We start from the raw sequence: 16,456 nt of genomic DNA, 5'->3' as shown, positions 1-16,456 counted from the left end.
TCCTTGAAATTCCAAAAGCCAAGTGAGATAATCTTGTTGCATCTGATGCGTCCTCCTTGCCTGAATCACAAAGAGGGTATTTTACCGCATCAGATGCTTTTTTTATCCGGTTTAACCCATACTATCGTGCTTTGAGCCAATAAATCTGTATTGAAAGACGGCCCAACAATTTCTGTGCCTTCAGTGTCTTCAGTGGTTCCATGTGCCATTATCTTGGGTTATCCACGTTATGAGCGATGCGTCTCTCAATGAACAATCTGTGGTGGCGGTGGTGCTGAACTATCGCCGCCCCGGTGACACGATCGACTGCATCCGGTCGCTCCAGCGATCGGAGGGGCTGAGGCCTGAAATAATAGTCGTGGATAACGGTTCGGATGATGGATCGGCCGAGCGCATTGCCGGATCATTCCCCGCCGTGCGGCTCATACGCAACCGGTCGAACCTCGGCTACGCCGGCGGGAACAACGTCGGCATCAGGGACGCGTTGAGGGGAGGGGCTGAGTATGTGCTGGTAATCAATAACGATTGTATTGTCGCCCCCGATGCCCTTGGGAGAATGGTCGAGGCCGCGCGCGCGCGCGGCGCCGGTATTGTCAGCCCCAAGGTCTACGACTTCTTCAAGCCCGGCATCATCCAGTACGCCGGCTACAGGAACATCCACCCTCTCGCGCAGGGGCTCCCCGTGGGTGAGGGGGAGAGGGACGAGGGGCAGTACGAGAGAGAGGTAGAGATGAGCGCGGCGCCTGGCTGCGCCATGCTGCTGGGCAGGCGCCTCCTGGAGTCGGTCGGGCTTTTTGACGAACTGTTTTTCTCCTATTCCGAGGAGCTCGATCTCTGTCGCCGCGCCCTCGCCGCGGGATACCGCATCCTCTTCGTTCCCTCAGCGCACGTGTGGCACAAGAAAGCGGCGACACTCAGCCCGCGGAGTCCGGAATACACCTACTACCTCACTCGGGGGAGGCTCATCTACGCGCGCAAGCACCTGGGCTGGGGCGCGTTCCTCCTGGTGTTCCTCCCGTACTTCGTGGCCGCGAAGATGCTCAAGCCCATGGTGGTGTACGCGCTCCTCTGGCGGCCGAGGAATATCGGCGCGCTGCTCAGCGCGGTCTGGTGGAATGTAAGGAATCGCCTCTAGGCGTTGGTTGAGAGTCTCTGGGTTACTAAATTTAAAACCGCAGATTAAACGGGTTGAGCGGATTTCTTAACCTATTTACGTTCTTACAATTGGGGGGAGGGATTGGTAAGATTTACCCGCACAAAACAGAAGGGAGTCATAGATGAAAATTCTTGTCCTGACAAAGCGCTACACCTCGGCCAAGGATATCTCGCGCGAGGAAGTGGGGCGGCCGTACTGCCTGTTTGCGGCGCTGAGCTCCGTGGGGCATTCAGTGAGCTTTCTCCTCGGCGATTATACTGAGCGGGCGTGTTTTGACGCCGCGCGCGGCCCGATCCAGTTCAAGATTCGCCCACTGAGCAAGGCGCGCATCTTTTCATTCAGGCGCGTGATAGAGGAGGAGCTGAGGGGGGGCGGTTACGATCTCCTCATCGCCGAGGGGGATCCGCTCTTCGCCCTGCTCGCGCGCGGCCCGTGCAGAAAGACCGGCGTCCCCCTCGTCTACGATCTCATGGATAACTATGAGACGTATGACATATACCAGCTGCCGTTCTTCGGCCTGTGTGACCGGGGGCTCGTCCGCGACGCTGACCTTGTCGTGTGTGTCACCGACGCGCTGAGAGAAAAAATCCTCCTCTGGCGCCGGGAGGATATGTGCGTGGTGGGGAACGGCGTGAACACGGAGCAGTTCCGGCCGATGGATAAGAAAGAATGCCGGGCGTTGCTCGCGCTCCCCGATTCGGCAATCCTCATCGGTTACTTCGGCTATCTCGTTGATTACAAGGGCATGGAGTTGCTTTTCCGGGCGCACGAAATCCTGCGCGAGGGTGGTTTCCCCTCCACGCTGCTCCTCGCCGGTGACAGGCACCGGGCGGTGCGCCTCCCCGGTGAGGGCGTGCTCTACCGCGGCCTTGTCCCCCAGTGCGAGATTCCCCACTACATCAACGCCTGCGACGCGGTGGTCGTCCCGAGCCCCTCCAACGCCTACACCGACTACTGTTTCCCGCTGAAGGTCCTTGAGGGGATTGCCTGCGACGTCCCCGTAGTCGCCACCGCCCTCAGGCCGGTGCGCGAGCTCCTGGGGAGTGACTATCCCCTGCTCGTCACACCGGGAGACCCCCGTGAACTGGCGGAGAAAATCCGCGAGGCGTGTGGCGGGGAGGCGCGGCGCCTCAGAGACATTGCGCGGGGGCACACCTGGGAGCGGATGGCGGAAGCGCTCGGGCGCGTGCTCGCGAGATTTGAAAAAGGCGGTGAGCGCACATGATCATCCAGCTCTGTGGCATTGGGAGATAGAAACCGCGGGAGATATCTATGCGATGGGCGATGGCAGCCGGTCTCGTCATGGTGATAGTGATCCTCTGCGTCTATGCGGGGTTATACCATCCCGGCCTCACGCTCGAGGAGTGTCTCTCCCGGCCCGCCGCGTGCGATGGCGCGGTCATCTATACCCCTCACGAATCGACCATCGGCGACATTGTGGAGGGTGGGTTCTCCCTGCGATGGGGCGGCATGGAGATTCAGGTGCGGGGTGCCGTTCCTCCTCTGTCGAGCGGAACCTATGTGCAGGTCAAGGGAGTTTTCCATAAGGAGGGGTACATAGACGCGCTCGCCATCCATGTGGGGCGCTACCGCCGCCTGAAAATGGCAGCCTCGGTTGTGGGGGCGGCGATCGCGCTCTATCTCGTATGGAAAAATTTCGGATGGGACCCGATGGTGCGCGCGTTCAGGGAGCGGACATAATGCGTTCACCTGCGAGGCGGGCAATCCACCAGCTTGGCTGACTGCGTGCGCTGCGGTTCTTTTTTTTGTTTCAATTGTCAACTAATTCGTCCAAAATACTTAACAATTACGCACTATGGAAAACAAAGTCCATGACGCCGTCCAGCCGATACTGAAGAAGGGGCGGATTCCGCGCGAAACGGCACGGGGGATCCTCGATGCCCCTCTTGACGATCTGCTCTGCGAAGCGGACCGGCTGCGGCGGCAATTCTATGGAAATAGGGTCGCCCTCTGCGCCATCGTCAATGCCAGATCAGGGCTCTGCGGCGAGGACTGCAAATTCTGCGCGCAATCGGCGCATCACCAGACCGGCGTGACCACATACCCGATGCTCGCTGAAGAGGATATCCTTGAACGCGCGCGCCAGGCCCGGGAGATGGGCGCCCGGTATTTCAGCGTGGTGACAAGCGGCCGGCGCCTGAGCGGGGACGAGGTGGAAATCGTGTGTGGGATAGTCCGCGCGTTGAGGGGGACAGACGGCCTGATCCCCTGCGCCTCGCTCGGCGAACTGAGCGCGGATACAGCCCGAAGGCTCAAGGACGCCGGCCTCTCCCGCTACCACCATAATCTCGAATGCGCCGAGCGCTTTTTCCCGCGGGTGTGCGCCACGCACGGATGGCGGGACCGCGTGAGGACGGTGAGCGCGGCGAAGGCCGCCGGACTGGAGGTGTGCGCGGGGGGAATATTCGGGCTGGGAGAAAATTGGGAGGACAGGGTTGATCTTGCGCTGGCGCTGAGGGATTTGGAAGTGGATTCAGTTCCACTGAATTTTCTCGCGCCCGTCAGGGGCACTCCCTATGAATTTCAGCCGCCGCTCGCCGCGGAAGACGCGCTGAGGATCATCGCGCTCTTTCGCATCATGCTGCCTCGCGCGGAGATAAGGATTGCGGGCGGGAGAGAGCTCATCCTCGGGGAAATGCAGAGCCGGGTATTCCTCGCTGGCGCGAACGGTATCATGATCGGCGACTATTTGACCACGAAGGGGCGGAAGCCGGAAGACGACCTGCAGATGATAGAGCAGTTGGGTCTGGAGATAGAATAGCGGCAGGCAGCGGATTGAGCGGATGGGGCGGGTTTTGCGGCGCATGATTTACTCGATTGTTCTAACCTAACTTTTTCATCAACGTATTGTAGGGGTTCGATTCATCGAACCCGCATTGAGACGGGCTTGATAAAACTTGTCCTGAGCGAAGCCGAAGGATCAAGCCCCTACAGAGCAATGTGTTGTCATGTATTTGAGTCAGTCAATCTCACGGTGATGAATAGGTAAGGATAAAATAATCAGGTAGATCGGGAAAATCAGGTGTAAAAGCATGAAGAGGGTTGCGCTGGTGACGGGCGCCTCGCGCGGGCTCGGCAGGTGCATCGCGAAGGAGTTTGCCAATGCGGGATACCGCGTGGCGATAAACTACCGTGCCAGCCGCCCGCAGGCGCTCCAACTCGCGCGCGTCATAAACCGCCGCGGGGGGGAGTCACTGTGCCTTCAGGCGGATGTCGCATGCGGCAATGAGGTGGGGAGGATGGTAGATGAGGTGCTCCGCCGGTGGGGAAGAGTAGACGTTCTGGTTAACAATGCAGGTATCATGCATGAATCCCTGCTTTTAACCACTAGCGAGAAGGACTGGGACAGGGTGCTGGATACAAATCTCAAGGGGGCGTTCAACTGCTCGCGGAGGGTCGCGCCCCTGATGGCCGCGCAGCATTCCGGGCATATTATCAACATTTGCTCAATTCTCGGCGTCTGCGGAGGGAGGGGTGAGAGCGCATATGCCGCTTCAAAGGCCGCGCTCATCGGGTTGACCACAAGCCTGGCTCGGGAGTTGGGCGGCTCGGGGGTTAGCGCGAACGCCGTGATGCCCGGGTTCATGCGCACGTCAATGACGAGAACAGTCGCGGGAGAGACAAGGGATGCGGCGCAGGCGGGCAACGTGCTGAAGAGATTTTCCGATCCCGCTGCCGTCGCGCGCTTCATCGTTCATCTGGCGGGGATGGCGACTGTTTCAGGCCAGCTCTTCAATCTGGACGGAAGGATCTATCGGTGGGCGTGAGTGGAGGGCGCTCCGTTGTCGTCACCGGGGTGGGACTGGTGACCCCTCTGGGGTGCGATTGTCAAACTGTGTGGGGAAGGCTCATACGGGGAGAGAGCGGCGCCGCGGCCCTGCCGGATGGCCCGCTGGGCCTCACCGGCGCGCGGTACTACTGTCCGGTGACCGATGAGGACTTTCCTTCCGGCGGTCTGCGCCATATCTCTTTTGCGTTGAGGGCGGCTGAGTCGGCGGTCGCAGATGCGGCGTTGGCGGTTGCGGATTGCCGCGAGAATATCGGCGTGAGCGTTGGATCGAGCAAGGGTGGATTTATGGCGCTGGAGCATGCCTGTGACGCGTTGCATGAAGGGCGTCCGGGGGCGATTGAGCGCGAGGGGTTCGTGGCATACTACGTGGGCAGCGCGGCGTCGGCAGTCACGGGACGATGGAGGCTCGGAGGGCCCGTGGTCGCTCCGGGGGCAGCGTGCGCAACGGGAGCGCACGCAATCCTGGCCGGACGTCGCATGATCATGATGGGAGATGCAGGGATCGTCATTGCGGGCGCCACTGAATCCTGCATCACTCCCCTGCTGCTGGGCGGCTACCGGCGCATGGGGGTACTCGCGACAGATACGGGCAGTCCTGCCGAGGCGTGCAAACCATATGATGCACTGCGGAACGGCTTTGTGCTCGGCGAGGGGTGCGGAATTGTCATTCTTGAAGAGGAGAGGCACGCGTCAGCACGTGGTGCGCGCGTGCGCGCGGAGCTGAAGGGGGGCGCGATCGGCGAGGATATTTTTCACGTGACCGCCCCCGAGCCTTCCGGGGTGGAGCTCGGGAGGGTGATTTCGGCCGCACTGTGCAGAGCCGGCGTGAAGCGGGAAGAGGTTGATTACATCAACATGCACGGAACGGGAACGCGTTTGAACGATCCCGCTGAGACCAATGCGATAAAGGTCGCGTTCGGGAACGCGGCCTCGCTCCTCTCGCTCAGCTCAACGAAACCGATGACCGGTCACCTCCTGGGTGCGGCGGGGAGCGTGGAGTTCATCATCGCCCTCATGGCGCTCGAACGCGGAGTGGTTCCACCGACGATCAATCTGCGCCATCCTGATCCTCGGTGCGATCTGGACTATACGCCGCTTGCCGCGAAAAGGCGGGAGATCAGGAACGCGGTCTCGATCTCATGCGGTTTCGGAGGCCATATCGGCGTGCTCGTCGCGGGCCGCCCGGAGGGGTGAGCGATTGATATGAACTCGCTTTCAGAACAACTTCATCGAGAACTAGAGGATATCAAGGCCGCGGGTCTCCACCGCGCTCCTCGCGTCATCGGGGGAGCCCAGGGGCCGCGCCTCGAGATCGCTGGGCGGGAGTACCTCTGTGTCTGCTCCAATAACTATCTCGGCCTGGCGTCGCATCCCGCAGTCAAAGAGGCGGCGCGCGGGGCGATCGCGCGCTACGGGTGGGGAGGGGGTGCCTCGCGCCTCGTCTCCGGGACAATGCGGCTGCACGAGGAGCTGGAAGGGATGATCGCCGAATTCAGAAAAACTGAAGCGGCGATTATGTTCCCCGCGGGGTACATGGCGAACGTGGGTGTGATCAGCGCGCTCACCGGGCCCAGGGATACGGTGATCGTGGACAAGCTCGATCACGCGAGCATCATAGATGGCTGCCGTCTCTCGGGCGCTCGGATGAGGGTGTATCCTCACGGAAATACCGACAGGCTGGAGAAAATTCTGAAAAAGAGCAGCGGTTCCCGGAGGAGGCTCGTCGTCACCGACGGCATATTCAGCATGGACGGCGATCTGGCCCCGCTCCGGGAGATCGTCGCGATCTCAAAACAGTATGGGGCATGGGCCATGGTGGACGAGGCGCACGCCACGGGTGTGCTCGGCGCGCAGGGCCGCGGCGCGGCGGAACTCCTGGGCGTGGAGGAGGGGGTAGACATATCCATCGGAACGCTCAGCAAGGCGCTCGGGGGGAGCGGCGGCTACGTGGCAGGGTCGGCTGCGCTGATAGATCTGTTGCGCAACAAAGCGCGCAGCTTTATCTACACGACCGCGCCTCCGCCCGCGATGTGTGCCGCTGCGATCGCGGCGCTCGGCGTTGTGCGGAGCGGTCCTGAGCTCAGGAATGCGCTCCTTGAGAAAACGGACAGACTGCGCCGGGGACTGAACGCCCTCGGGTTCGATACGATGCGGAGCAGGCACCATATCATACCCGTCCTCATCGGAGAAGCGGATGCCGCAGTGGCGTTTTCCGGCCGGCTGTTTCAGAGGAAGATCCTCGCGCCCTCGATACGGCCCCCGACCGTTCCGCGGGGGACCAGCCGGCTGAGGCTCACCCTCATGTCGACCCATGCGGAAACTGATATCGACTACCTGCTCGCCGCGTGCGGTGAGCTCGCGGAGGGCTCGCCGGGGCTTTTGAGGGCCGCGCCGGGAGGGGAACGACAGACATGAAACGCGGATACACACTGGAAAAGAAAGACAAAAAGTACGTGTGGCATCCATTCACCCAGATGAGTGATTGGGAGCGGGATGAGATTGTGGTCATCCGCTCGGCGCGCGGGTGCGTCCTTGAGGATACCAGGGGGAGGAGATACCTCGATGGCGTTTCCTCTCTCTGGGTGAACGTCCACGGCCACAGGAAGAAAGCGATCGACAGGGCGATCCGCGCTCAACTCGACAGGGTTGCGCATACGACGCTCCTCGGGCTGGCGAGTCAGCCATCGATAGCGCTGGCAGAGGAGCTCGTCCGCGTCGCGCCGCGGGGCCTGGAGAAGGTGTTTTATTCCGACAATGGGTCCACGGCGGTGGAGGTTGCCCTGAAGCTGTCGTTCCAGTACTGGCAACACAGGGGGGGGGAACACCGGCGAAGACATATGTTTATACGCTTCGCCAACGGCTACCACGGCGATACAATCGGCGCGGTGAGTGTCGGCGGAATCGGCCTCTTCCACGACACCTACCGGCCGCTGCTCTTCCCGACGCTTGAGGGGCCATCCTTTTACTGCTATCGCTGCGGCTTCGGGAAGGAACCTGCGTCCTGTGCCTCGGAGTGCCTCGCCTCGCTCGATGCGCTCATCCGCCGTCACCGCGTGCGCGTCGCGGCGCTCATCATTGAGCCGGTCGTCCAGGCGGCCGGCGGGATGATAGTGGCTCCCCCGGGGCATCTCGCCGCTGTCGAAAGGCTCTGCAGAAAGCACGGCATACTGCTCATCGCCGATGAGGTCGCCGTCGGGTTTGGCAGGACCGGGACAATGTTCGCCTGCGAGCATGAGGGCGTGTCTCCCGATATCCTCGTCCTCTCGAAGGGGATCACGGGGGGCTACCTGCCGCTCGCGGCGACGCTCACCACGAAAAAGATATACGACGCGTTTCGGGCCCCCTACCGGATGAAGAAGACATTTTTTCACGGCCACTCGTACACCGGCAACGCGCTCGCGTGTGCCGCGGCCCTCGCCAACCTGGGAGTCTTCAGGAGGGAGAGGGTCCTCGAACGACTCCAGCAGAAGATCCGGCTCCTCTCGCGCCTCCTGGGGAGATTCGCGCAGCTCCCCCACGTCGGTGACGTGAGGCAGAAGGGATTTATGGTGGGGATCGAGCTCGTGCGCTCAAAAAAGACGCGGGGGCCTTATGCCTATGGCTCCCGGATGGGTCACCGTGTGTGCGTGCGGGCGCGGAGGCATGGCCTTCTGATCCGCCCCCTCGGCGACGTGATCGTGCTCATGCCGCCGCTTTCCATGAGCCGGGTGGAGTTGAAACGGATGCTCGACGTGGTCTACCATTGCATCAGGGAGGAAACCGAATGAGCGGCCGTGGTCTTTTTATCACCGGTACCGACACCGGTGTGGGGAAAACGGTCGTTACAGCCCTCCTCGCTTCTCTCCTGGCGCGCCGCCATATCAGCGTGGGTGTGATGAAGCCGGTGGCGACCGGCGGCGAGGAACGGGGGGGGGTGCTCCGTTCTCCCGATGCCATGTTTTTCAAAGAGAAGCTCGCGCTTGACGAGCCGCTTGAACTCATCAATCCTGTCTGCTTTCGGGAGCCGCTCGCGCCTTCAATTGCAGCGCGGTGCGAGGGGAGAGAGGTTGACCTTGCCGTCCTGGACGAGGCCTATTCGTCGCTGCTGCTGCGCCACGACGCGGTCCTCATCGAGGGGATCGGCGGGCTGCTCGTGCCCATGAGGGGGAGATTCACCGTGGCAGATCTCGCCCTGCGGTGGGAGGTCCCTCTCCTCGTCGTGGCCCGCCCGGGCCTCGGGACGATCAACCACACGGCCCTCACGATCTCGTACGCGCGCTCGCGCGGACTGCGCGTCGCCGGTTTTATCGTGAACGCCTCCCGTCCCCTCCACGGCGACCGCGCCGAGGCGACGAGCACCGCCTGCATAGAGGAACTCTGCGACGTGAAATGCTGGGGAATAATCCCCTATAGCGGCGAGTCATTGGCGGAGCCCCGTGCCTGGGCCCAGCTTTGTGAAAAGGCGTGCCTCATCCTCACTCCTCACCTTGCAGATTTTTTCAATGTCCGCAACGGTTAAGGGGATATAACCGCTGACTGGACGCATTGTTCGGATTTAAAATAAGAATCTGGCTCGCCGGCAACAATCCACGGTTATCTAAAACAATAATCAATGAGAGGATCGGTCTGGACACGCGGGGTGATGGAGACCTCGACAACAGACCGCGCGAGCGGCAGGTCATCGTTCAGATTTTGGGGGAGTGAAGGGCTGAACGGAGGGGAATATATTGTAGCCCGGTCTCGTAGCCGAGCCTTCAGGCTCGGTATTTCAGTCCCGGGAAACATTAAAATTCCCTCAAAAATTCCCGCTGTTTCTGGTGATCCGCTTCGACTTCCCCCACGAGCTCCACGGGTGCAGGAAAAGAAACCTCTGATTTCATCGGAGTGAGTGAGCGTAGCGGACAACTTATTGTTTGGGGTGTGACCCTGATTATTTCCTGATTACAGGCAATCGATGGTGGTCTGCGACTTTTTGCTGAACTTCTCTCCGGTTATGATGTATACTTAGGTCACTCAGCGGGCAATAACGCCTGTGTAGAGGCGAGGAGAAGAAGATGAAAAAGATCGTTTTGCATCTGCCGGCAATTCTCATTTTTGTCGCATTCACATCAACTATTTACGCCAGTGATCTTTTAAAAGTGACAGTCGCGAATAATTCGGACCAATATGGCGACGATCAGGTCTACGTCCAGATGCTCGGGCTGGATCCGGGCGGCTCGGGGAAGAACGGCTATGTGGATCTGGCCACCTCTACCTGGAGGGAGATCTCCGAAGCGGACAACACCGTCACGCCTCCCGGCGGCCCGTGGGGAAAACTGTTCACCAACTACTCGAAGAAGCTCTCCGAACTGGCAAGCGAAGGATCCCACGCGGGGTCTTTCAACATGCCGCGCATCATCAGCGGCAGGATCTACGTATCGTTCGAGCAGCCGGTGTACTTTCATGTGAATCCCGGCCCGGCACTGGAAACTCCATCCGCGGTCGACGCATCCCTCCCCAACTACTCGATCATATTTGACAAGGTCGAGCTGGACTGGGAGAATGGCAAGTACCCGTTCCTGAACACCACGACCGTGGATTTCTTCAGCATCTCCTTCATGCTCGAACTGCAGCTCGCCAACGGGACATCACAAAAGCGCGGGTTCACACAGACGAGAAAAACGATCATGAACAACCTGACTACCCTTCCCGCAATCTGGCAGAACGGCGTCGTGACGAGCGGCTCCTCGGTGGTGAGGTTCAACGCGCCTCAAATCATTCCAGACCCCAACCCGTTTGCAAATTACTTTGACAGCTACGTCACCGATTGCTGGAACTATTATACGCCACCGAATACGCTGACGCTGCAGAATCCTCCCAATACCGCGGCATGGAGCGCCACCGGCCAGGTCATCGGGGGTGATTTTACCTTTGTTACAAACACAGGAGAAACGGTGACGATCAATAATCTTGTCGGGCAGAGCACGCACATATTCGGATGCGATGGAGCGGGCTATCTATTTACCACAGGGAGCGACAGCATCGCGAAACAGGGCATCATAACGCAAATGGGCGCCGCGCTGAACAGGACCGTCCTGTTCAATATAAAAGATAGTACGACATGGTGGAACGACCCCGCGCAGTTCTACGCTCAGGATATCACCAATCATTATTCGAAGGTGCTACACGCCGCCGCGTACGAGGGCTATTGCTACGGCTTCCCATACGACGACGTGGGGAACTTCAGCACCGGCGTTACCGGTGATGCCATAGGGGCGGTGATAACCATCCAGAGCATGACCAGCCAGACCCCGCCCTCGCCGACTCCCCTTCCCATCGTCAATCTCAAGCCCAACAAATATATCCTTTCAAAGAACGAGCAGCTCACGGTTCTGCTGGACGTGACGCAGCCCATCACCACCTCGTTCTATCCGGGTTTCTACTTCCAGATGCCCAACGGAAAGCGGTTGTACATCACGCAGGGGAACAAGCTCACCGCCACGCCGAGCGCGTACATCCAGAAGAAGCAGGGGAAGAAAAGCGTGCCGGTGGCGATCAGGGTGCCGCGCGCGATCAGCAATTATCAGCTGTTCAAAGCCCCTTTGAAAAGCGTTCCCGTGGGTGCCTACATGCTCCAAGGGGGCGCGCTGAACACGAAGCCCGTGGTGGTGAACGGCCAGTACAACTGGCTGTCGAACGGCGCGGACACGGAGAGGCTGCAGGTCAGGTAATCCCGCTGAGTTGCGCAGGCGTATTATATAATTCGCAGTGCACAACCTCGACCAAGAACCTAGTCTACATAGACGGTGTTGACAGGACACTGCTCACGGTTCAATAGATCTGTATCTCTCAACTTTGTGTCGTTGATATATTGGGAGGCAGGTTCCCATCCCCTGATGCAGAACGTAATGGTCCCCCCTTTCGGATATAAGACCAAAAGCCGGTGCCGCTCGAAGAGCCGAGGGATGACTTTAAATAGGAGGTGAGAGAAATGGGGGATTCAGCGCAGGTGAACCAGTCCTCGCTCCATTGGGGACGGAACCGCATGGTCTTCTTCCTGTTCCGGAACAGGTTTGCCATACAGCTCGTGTGCCTCGCCTCTTTGATATTACTCGGGCCATCCCTCCGGAAATGCGTGGGGACTCATCTGGCTGTCTCGACAAACGATGTGCTGTTCGTCATCGTCCTCCTCTCAGGCCTTTGGTCTGTGACGGGGCTCCGGGTGATCTTCCGCATTTCCTTCGTTATAGGGCTTCTCTTTATCATATTCGTGCTCCTGGATTTACTGGTCGATTCCTTCGACTTCACCCTGGCGCTCGGCGCGACGGGATGCCTTTTTATCGCCATCATATGCGTCGGTATCGTCAGACATATCCTCATACTGAAGCGTGTGAGCAGAGATACGGTGTTTGGCGGCGTGTGTGTCTATATGCTCATGGGATATCTCTGGGCGGGGCTCTACACCATTATCGAGGTGGCAGCCCCTGGCTCGTTTGCCACTAACCTTGGCCCTCTCGGACCTGCCGAGGCTGACAATCTCTTCCCTCCACTCATGTTTCTCAGTTACTCCGCGCTCACCACGTCAGGCTTTGGAGACGTCTCCCCCGTTTCTCTGACGGCGCGGGGTTTCGTAATTCTTGAGGCAATCTCCGGGCAGATCTTCCTGGTCACCTTCATCGCGTTCCTCCTCGGTCTCCACATCGCCTCGCTCCGTCAGAATAATTAGGGGCCTGGTCACCGATAACCGGGCAGTACTGGGGTTTCGGAAGACCCCTGGCGTATGCAATTGACGCCCCCCCCCGCCTCCTCAAACAATCATGGCTTCGCATGGAATCCGATGCGGCTTTTCGGATTTTCCAGCGGGGACATGAGTTCGCGAATTGCGTCGAAAACCACCCTAAATTGAGCGTCGTATTTCTTCTCCATTTCTTCGAGTTTGCGGGCCAGCTCGACATGCGTCGACAGAATCATCCGCAGTTTCATAAATGCCCGCATGATTTCAATATTCACCTGGACGGCCCTTTTGCTCTTAAGAACACTGGAGAGCATGGCTACCCCTTGCTCTGTAAAGGCCATTGGTGGATAGCGTAGTCCCATACGGTCGGCCTTGGAGGTCACAAATTGTGACCTCCAATGAGCGAACTCATGATCGTTCAGATTAAACATGAAATCCTCAGGGAAACGGTCGGCGTTTCGCTTAACTGCCTGCTTGAGCGCTTTTGTCGAGACACCATAAAGAGCAGCGAGATCCCTATCAAGCATCACTTTCTGGCCCCTCATCAAAACGATCGCCCTTTCTATCCGTTCTGTAAGCACTAATGAAGGAGATTTTGTCGTCCCCATATTGCACCTCCCCTCTTCGATTGACGTAGATTGTATTTGCTACTCACTATATAAGACGGAGTGAGAGGGAATTTTATTCCCATCAAAATAAATTATTTCTTCGGGCCGGGGTGCTGGAGGCTGAAATGTGCGATTGCGGAGGCTAAAAGTGAATATCTTTAACTTTCGCGTGAGTCAAGGCGGATAGGTTTGGCAGCAATGCTAAAATTGGGATTAGAATGAGAGAAAAAATCCCGCTGTTTTTGGTGATTCCCTTTGACTTTCCCCACGAGCTCCACGGGTGTAAAAAAATAAACCCTGATATCGTCACGGCTCCGCATGGAATCCGATGTGCCGCTTGGGCTTCTCAGGAGGGGCCATAAACTCATGAATGGCCTCGAAGAGTGAGCGGATCTTATCGTCATGTGTCTCAATTTTTCTTTCCAATTCGGCCAGCTTCAAGGCAAGCTCCTTATGTGTTGAAAGTAGATTTCTCAAATGGATAAACGCCCTCACCACAAATATGCTCATTTCTATCGTACGGGGTGAACTTAATACAGTCGCAGCCATGACCGCGCCGTGTTCTGTAAAAGCATAAGGGAGAGTTCTTCTTCCCCCGCGACCTGACTTTGACATCGCATTTTGCGATATCAAAGCTGCAACTTCTTCTTGCGTAAGCTGAAACACAAAGTCTCCGGGGAAGCGATTGCGATTACGTTTCACCGCCTCATTGAAGCGGAATGTAGGTACACCGTAGAGCCCGGCCAGGTCGGCATCCAGGATTACCTTCTCGCCTCTCATAAGCAAAATAAGGCTCTCAATCTTCCCAGAAGCAATCAAGGAGCTACCATCTGCCTTCCCCATTGCCCACCTCCGCTGTCGAGGAGCCCGCATATATTTTGTCCTTCACATTATTAGACGAAGTGAGTGAGCATGTAATTCCCAGGAAAATTAAATATTTTTTCGGCGGGCCGGAGAGGGGCGCGTTACTTGGGAAACCTATATCATTCGCGCGAGTCAAGGAGGATGAGTTTGGCATTCCAATTGTGGATGCGGGAGGGAATGGCTCAAAAATTCCCGCTGTTTTGGGTTGTCCCCTTCGACTTCCCCCACGGGCTCCACGGGTGCAGGAATATTCCTATTAGCGTCATGGCTCCGGATAGAATCCGATGCGGCGCTTGGGTTTTTCAGGTGGCAAGATCAATTGATTTATTGCGTCGAAAATAGACTGTATCTGGTGATCGTATCTATCAATCCTTGTTTCAAGTAGCCGTAGCTTATGGGCAAGCTCTTTATGAGTCGATAGTATCTCTCTCAATCTCACGAATACACTCATTATCGCTATGTTGACCTGGATGGCCCGTTCGCTCCTGAGAACACTCGACAGCATCGCTACTCCTTGTTCAGTAAATACGCGCGGCATCTTGCGAGTACCGCCCAATCTTGATGTTCCAAAATGGAATATCAAGTTTCTAACTTCATCAGACGTCAGCTTAAATGAGAAGTCATCGGGGAATCTGCCTGGGTTTCTGGTCACGGCCTTATTAAGATTGGCTGTTGTAACGGCGTATAGAATTGCTAAGTCTTTATCAAACATTACCTTCTGTCCTCTTATTAGGTAGATCTTACGTTTAATCCATTCCGGCGGAATTAGCTCTTTCATACACCCCTCCTTTTAAATTGATTGCCTTGCTAGAAAACCAAATTGTCTTTTCAGGTCTCACTATATAAGACGGAGTGAGAGGGAATTTTATTCCCGGAAAAATGAAATATTTTTTCGGCGGGCCGGTGAGGGGCGCGTTACTTGGGAAACCTATATCATTCACGCGAGTCAAGGCGGATGGGTTTAGCGTTCAGGGGTGAGGTCAATGCATTCGCGTGAGTCAAGGCGGATCTTTTTAGCATTCCAATTGTGAATGCGGGAGGGAATGGCTCAAAAATTTCCTCTGTTTTTGGTGATCCCCTTCGACTTCCCCGACGAGCTCCACGGGTGCAGGAAAAGAAACCTCTGATCTTGTCGAAGCGAACGAGCATTAGCGAGTGAGCGGAGATCTCGAGCGGAGCGAGAGATCATTCCCCAAAATAACAGAGCGGAGCGAGCGACTTATTATTTGGGGTGTTTTGTTTTTCGCTGTCTCGGCTGCGTACATCCCGGCTTGATCGTCTCCAGTTTCTTGCGTGCTCGCGCGAGCTTCGCCACGATGTCGCCCACTGTCGCCGTCCAGATGAAAGGGCGCGGTTTTTCATTCCACGCCGCCAAGTAGTCAGCGATCGACTTCTCCAGATCGGGGACGCTAACAAACACGCCACGGCGAATGGCTTTGTCGGTCAGTTTGCGGAACCACCGCTCCACCATGTTCAGCCAACTCGAACTGGTGGGAATGAAGTGACAGACGAAACGCGGGTGCTTGGCCAGCCACGCTTTGACGGCCGGGGTCTTATGGGTACCGTAATTGTCCATGACCATATGAAGGGCCATGTCGGGAGGGAACTCCCGGTCCAATCGGCGCATGAACTTCAGCCACTCCTGATGACGATGTCGATTCTGACACTGACCAATTACCTTGCCGTCCAGCATGTTCAACGCGGCAAACAGCGTCGTGGTGCCATTGCGCTTGTAGTCGTGCGTGTACGTTCCGCATCGACCTTTCTTCAAGGGCAATCCCGGCTGGGTCCGGTCCAACGCCTGTATCTGGCTCTTCTCATCGACGCAAATCACCACCGCCTTCTGCGGCGGATTGAGGTAGAGGCCGACCACATCCGTCAGTTTCTCCAGAAACTTAGGATCCCGCGAAAGCTTGAAGGTTCTGTGCAGGTGCGGCTTCAGATTGTGGAGTTGCCACAGGCGGTTGATTGTATTCTTGCTCACCCCTTGGGCGTTCGCCATGGTTCTACAACTCCAGTGAGTCTGGCCGGTTGGCCGGTCTTGCAGTGTCGCTCGAATAATAGTGTCCCGCTTCCGGACACTATATCGCGCCTTACGCCCTCGGCCGCTCGCAATCTCCCATACGCTCCCGACCCCCTCTTGTCCAACCCGTTGGCGCCACAACCGTACGGTATGCCGGTTCACGTCCAGCGCTGCGGCTATGTTCAGGTCGCTCCGGCCGGCCGCCGCCTCAAGCGCAATCAAACTGCGCATCACCACCTGCTGCGGTGTTCCATGCGCTCTTACCCATTCTTCCAGTTGCCTCAACTCGTCCGTCTCCAGC

General features: G+C 57.7%; 15 protein-coding genes. 11 read left to right on the top strand and 4 right to left on the bottom strand.

What is annotated here, in order from left to right; translation table 11 throughout:
- The first annotated feature begins 229 nt into the window (after positions 1-229).
- From NTX71_06160 to NTX71_06110, 11 genes are all read left to right on the top strand, one after another.
- Entirely contained in the window at positions 230-1,135 is a 906-nt protein-coding gene (locus NTX71_06160; protein MCX6339487.1) for a glycosyltransferase family 2 protein, read from the top strand.
- A 142-nt stretch (positions 1,136-1,277) separates the two neighbouring features.
- Complete coding sequence (locus NTX71_06155; GenBank protein MCX6339486.1) at positions 1,278-2,381, top strand: glycosyltransferase family 4 protein; 1,104 nt, start codon at positions 1,278-1,280, stop codon at positions 2,379-2,381.
- Positions 2,382-2,428: 47 nt separating this feature from the next.
- Positions 2,429-2,857, top strand: coding sequence for a hypothetical protein (locus tag NTX71_06150; protein MCX6339485.1), 429 nt, complete (start codon positions 2,429-2,431; stop codon positions 2,855-2,857).
- 115 nt (positions 2,858-2,972) lie between these two features.
- A complete protein-coding gene (gene bioB, locus NTX71_06145; GenBank protein MCX6339484.1) occupies positions 2,973-3,938 on the top strand; it encodes a biotin synthase BioB in 966 nt (321 codons plus the stop codon).
- Positions 3,939-4,209: 271 nt separating this feature from the next.
- Positions 4,210-4,944, top strand: coding sequence for a 3-oxoacyl-ACP reductase FabG (locus tag NTX71_06140; GenBank protein ID MCX6339483.1), 735 nt, complete (start codon positions 4,210-4,212; stop codon positions 4,942-4,944).
- Positions 4,935-6,161, top strand: coding sequence for a beta-ketoacyl-[acyl-carrier-protein] synthase family protein (locus NTX71_06135; protein MCX6339482.1), 1,227 nt, complete (start codon positions 4,935-4,937; stop codon positions 6,159-6,161). The genes NTX71_06140 and NTX71_06135 overlap by 10 nt, the downstream gene beginning before the upstream one ends.
- Positions 6,162-6,170: 9 nt before the next feature.
- The gene (bioF, locus tag NTX71_06130) at positions 6,171-7,382 is read left to right on the top strand and encodes an 8-amino-7-oxononanoate synthase (protein MCX6339481.1); all 1,212 of its coding nucleotides are present in this window, start codon (positions 6,171-6,173) and stop codon (positions 7,380-7,382) included.
- Complete coding sequence (gene bioA / locus NTX71_06125; protein ID MCX6339480.1) at positions 7,379-8,734, top strand: adenosylmethionine--8-amino-7-oxononanoate transaminase; 1,356 nt, start codon at positions 7,379-7,381, stop codon at positions 8,732-8,734. The genes bioF and bioA overlap by 4 nt, the downstream gene beginning before the upstream one ends.
- Positions 8,731-9,465, top strand: coding sequence for a dethiobiotin synthase (gene bioD / locus NTX71_06120; GenBank protein MCX6339479.1), 735 nt, complete (start codon positions 8,731-8,733; stop codon positions 9,463-9,465). The genes bioA and bioD overlap by 4 nt, the downstream gene beginning before the upstream one ends.
- Before the next feature lie 535 nt (positions 9,466-10,000).
- The gene (locus NTX71_06115) at positions 10,001-11,656 is read left to right on the top strand and encodes a beta-1,3-glucanase family protein (protein ID MCX6339478.1); all 1,656 of its coding nucleotides are present in this window, start codon (positions 10,001-10,003) and stop codon (positions 11,654-11,656) included.
- A gap of 260 nt (positions 11,657-11,916) precedes the next feature.
- Positions 11,917-12,651, top strand: coding sequence for a hypothetical protein (locus NTX71_06110; protein MCX6339477.1), 735 nt, complete (start codon positions 11,917-11,919; stop codon positions 12,649-12,651).
- Positions 12,652-12,740: 89 nt separating this feature from the next.
- Here the strand turns inward: NTX71_06110 and NTX71_06105 are convergent, their stop codons facing one another.
- From NTX71_06105 to NTX71_06090, 4 genes are all read right to left on the bottom strand, one after another.
- Positions 12,741-13,268 (bottom strand): ORF6N domain-containing protein, encoded by a 528-nt coding sequence (locus tag NTX71_06105; GenBank protein MCX6339476.1) that lies wholly within the window; start codon positions 13,266-13,268, stop codon positions 12,741-12,743.
- A gap of 306 nt (positions 13,269-13,574) precedes the next feature.
- Positions 13,575-14,111 carry an ORF6N domain-containing protein gene (locus tag NTX71_06100; GenBank protein ID MCX6339475.1) on the bottom strand — a complete coding sequence of 179 codons (537 nt, stop codon included), beginning with the start codon at positions 14,109-14,111 and terminating at the stop codon, positions 13,575-13,577.
- Between the two features lie 283 nt (positions 14,112-14,394).
- On the bottom strand, positions 14,395-14,910 hold the full coding sequence (locus NTX71_06095; GenBank protein MCX6339474.1) for an ORF6N domain-containing protein: 516 nt from the start codon (positions 14,908-14,910) through the stop codon (positions 14,395-14,397).
- Between the two features lie 444 nt (positions 14,911-15,354).
- On the bottom strand, positions 15,355-16,455 hold the full coding sequence (locus NTX71_06090) for an IS630 family transposase (GenBank protein MCX6339473.1): 1,101 nt from the start codon (positions 16,453-16,455) through the stop codon (positions 15,355-15,357).
- Position 16,456 lies beyond the last annotated feature (1 nt).

It is taken from the genome of Candidatus Auribacterota bacterium (assembly GCA_026392035.1).
Taxonomy (GTDB): domain Bacteria; phylum Auribacterota; class Tritonobacteria; order UBA1439; family UBA1439; genus JAPLCX01.
This window is presented reverse-complemented; position numbering and strand designations above follow the sequence as displayed.

What these genes read in the sequence shown, in the direction of transcription:
- NTX71_06110 (MCX6339477.1), top strand. Translation starts at nt 11,917, where the DNA reads ATGGGGGATTCAGCGCAGGTGAACCAGTCCTCGCTCCATTGGGGACGG.
- NTX71_06150 (MCX6339485.1), top strand. Translation starts at nt 2,429, where the DNA reads ATGCGATGGGCGATGGCAGCCGGTCTCGTCATGGTGATAGTGATCCTC.
- bioD (MCX6339479.1), top strand. Translation starts at nt 8,731, where the DNA reads ATGAGCGGCCGTGGTCTTTTTATCACCGGTACCGACACCGGTGTGGGG.
- bioB (MCX6339484.1), top strand. Translation starts at nt 2,973, where the DNA reads ATGGAAAACAAAGTCCATGACGCCGTCCAGCCGATACTGAAGAAGGGG.
- NTX71_06105 (MCX6339476.1), bottom strand. Translation starts at nt 13,268, where the DNA reads ATGGGGACGACAAAATCTCCTTCATTAGTGCTTACAGAACGGATAGAA.
- NTX71_06155 (MCX6339486.1), top strand. Translation starts at nt 1,278, where the DNA reads ATGAAAATTCTTGTCCTGACAAAGCGCTACACCTCGGCCAAGGATATC.
- NTX71_06095 (MCX6339474.1), bottom strand. Translation starts at nt 14,910, where the DNA reads ATGAAAGAGCTAATTCCGCCGGAATGGATTAAACGTAAGATCTACCTA.
- bioF (MCX6339481.1), top strand. Translation starts at nt 6,171, where the DNA reads ATGAACTCGCTTTCAGAACAACTTCATCGAGAACTAGAGGATATCAAG.
- NTX71_06115 (MCX6339478.1), top strand. Translation starts at nt 10,001, where the DNA reads ATGAAAAAGATCGTTTTGCATCTGCCGGCAATTCTCATTTTTGTCGCA.
- NTX71_06140 (MCX6339483.1), top strand. Translation starts at nt 4,210, where the DNA reads ATGAAGAGGGTTGCGCTGGTGACGGGCGCCTCGCGCGGGCTCGGCAGG.
- bioA (MCX6339480.1), top strand. Translation starts at nt 7,379, where the DNA reads ATGAAACGCGGATACACACTGGAAAAGAAAGACAAAAAGTACGTGTGG.
- NTX71_06160 (MCX6339487.1), top strand. Translation starts at nt 230, where the DNA reads ATGAGCGATGCGTCTCTCAATGAACAATCTGTGGTGGCGGTGGTGCTG.
- NTX71_06100 (MCX6339475.1), bottom strand. Translation starts at nt 14,111, where the DNA reads ATGGGGAAGGCAGATGGTAGCTCCTTGATTGCTTCTGGGAAGATTGAG.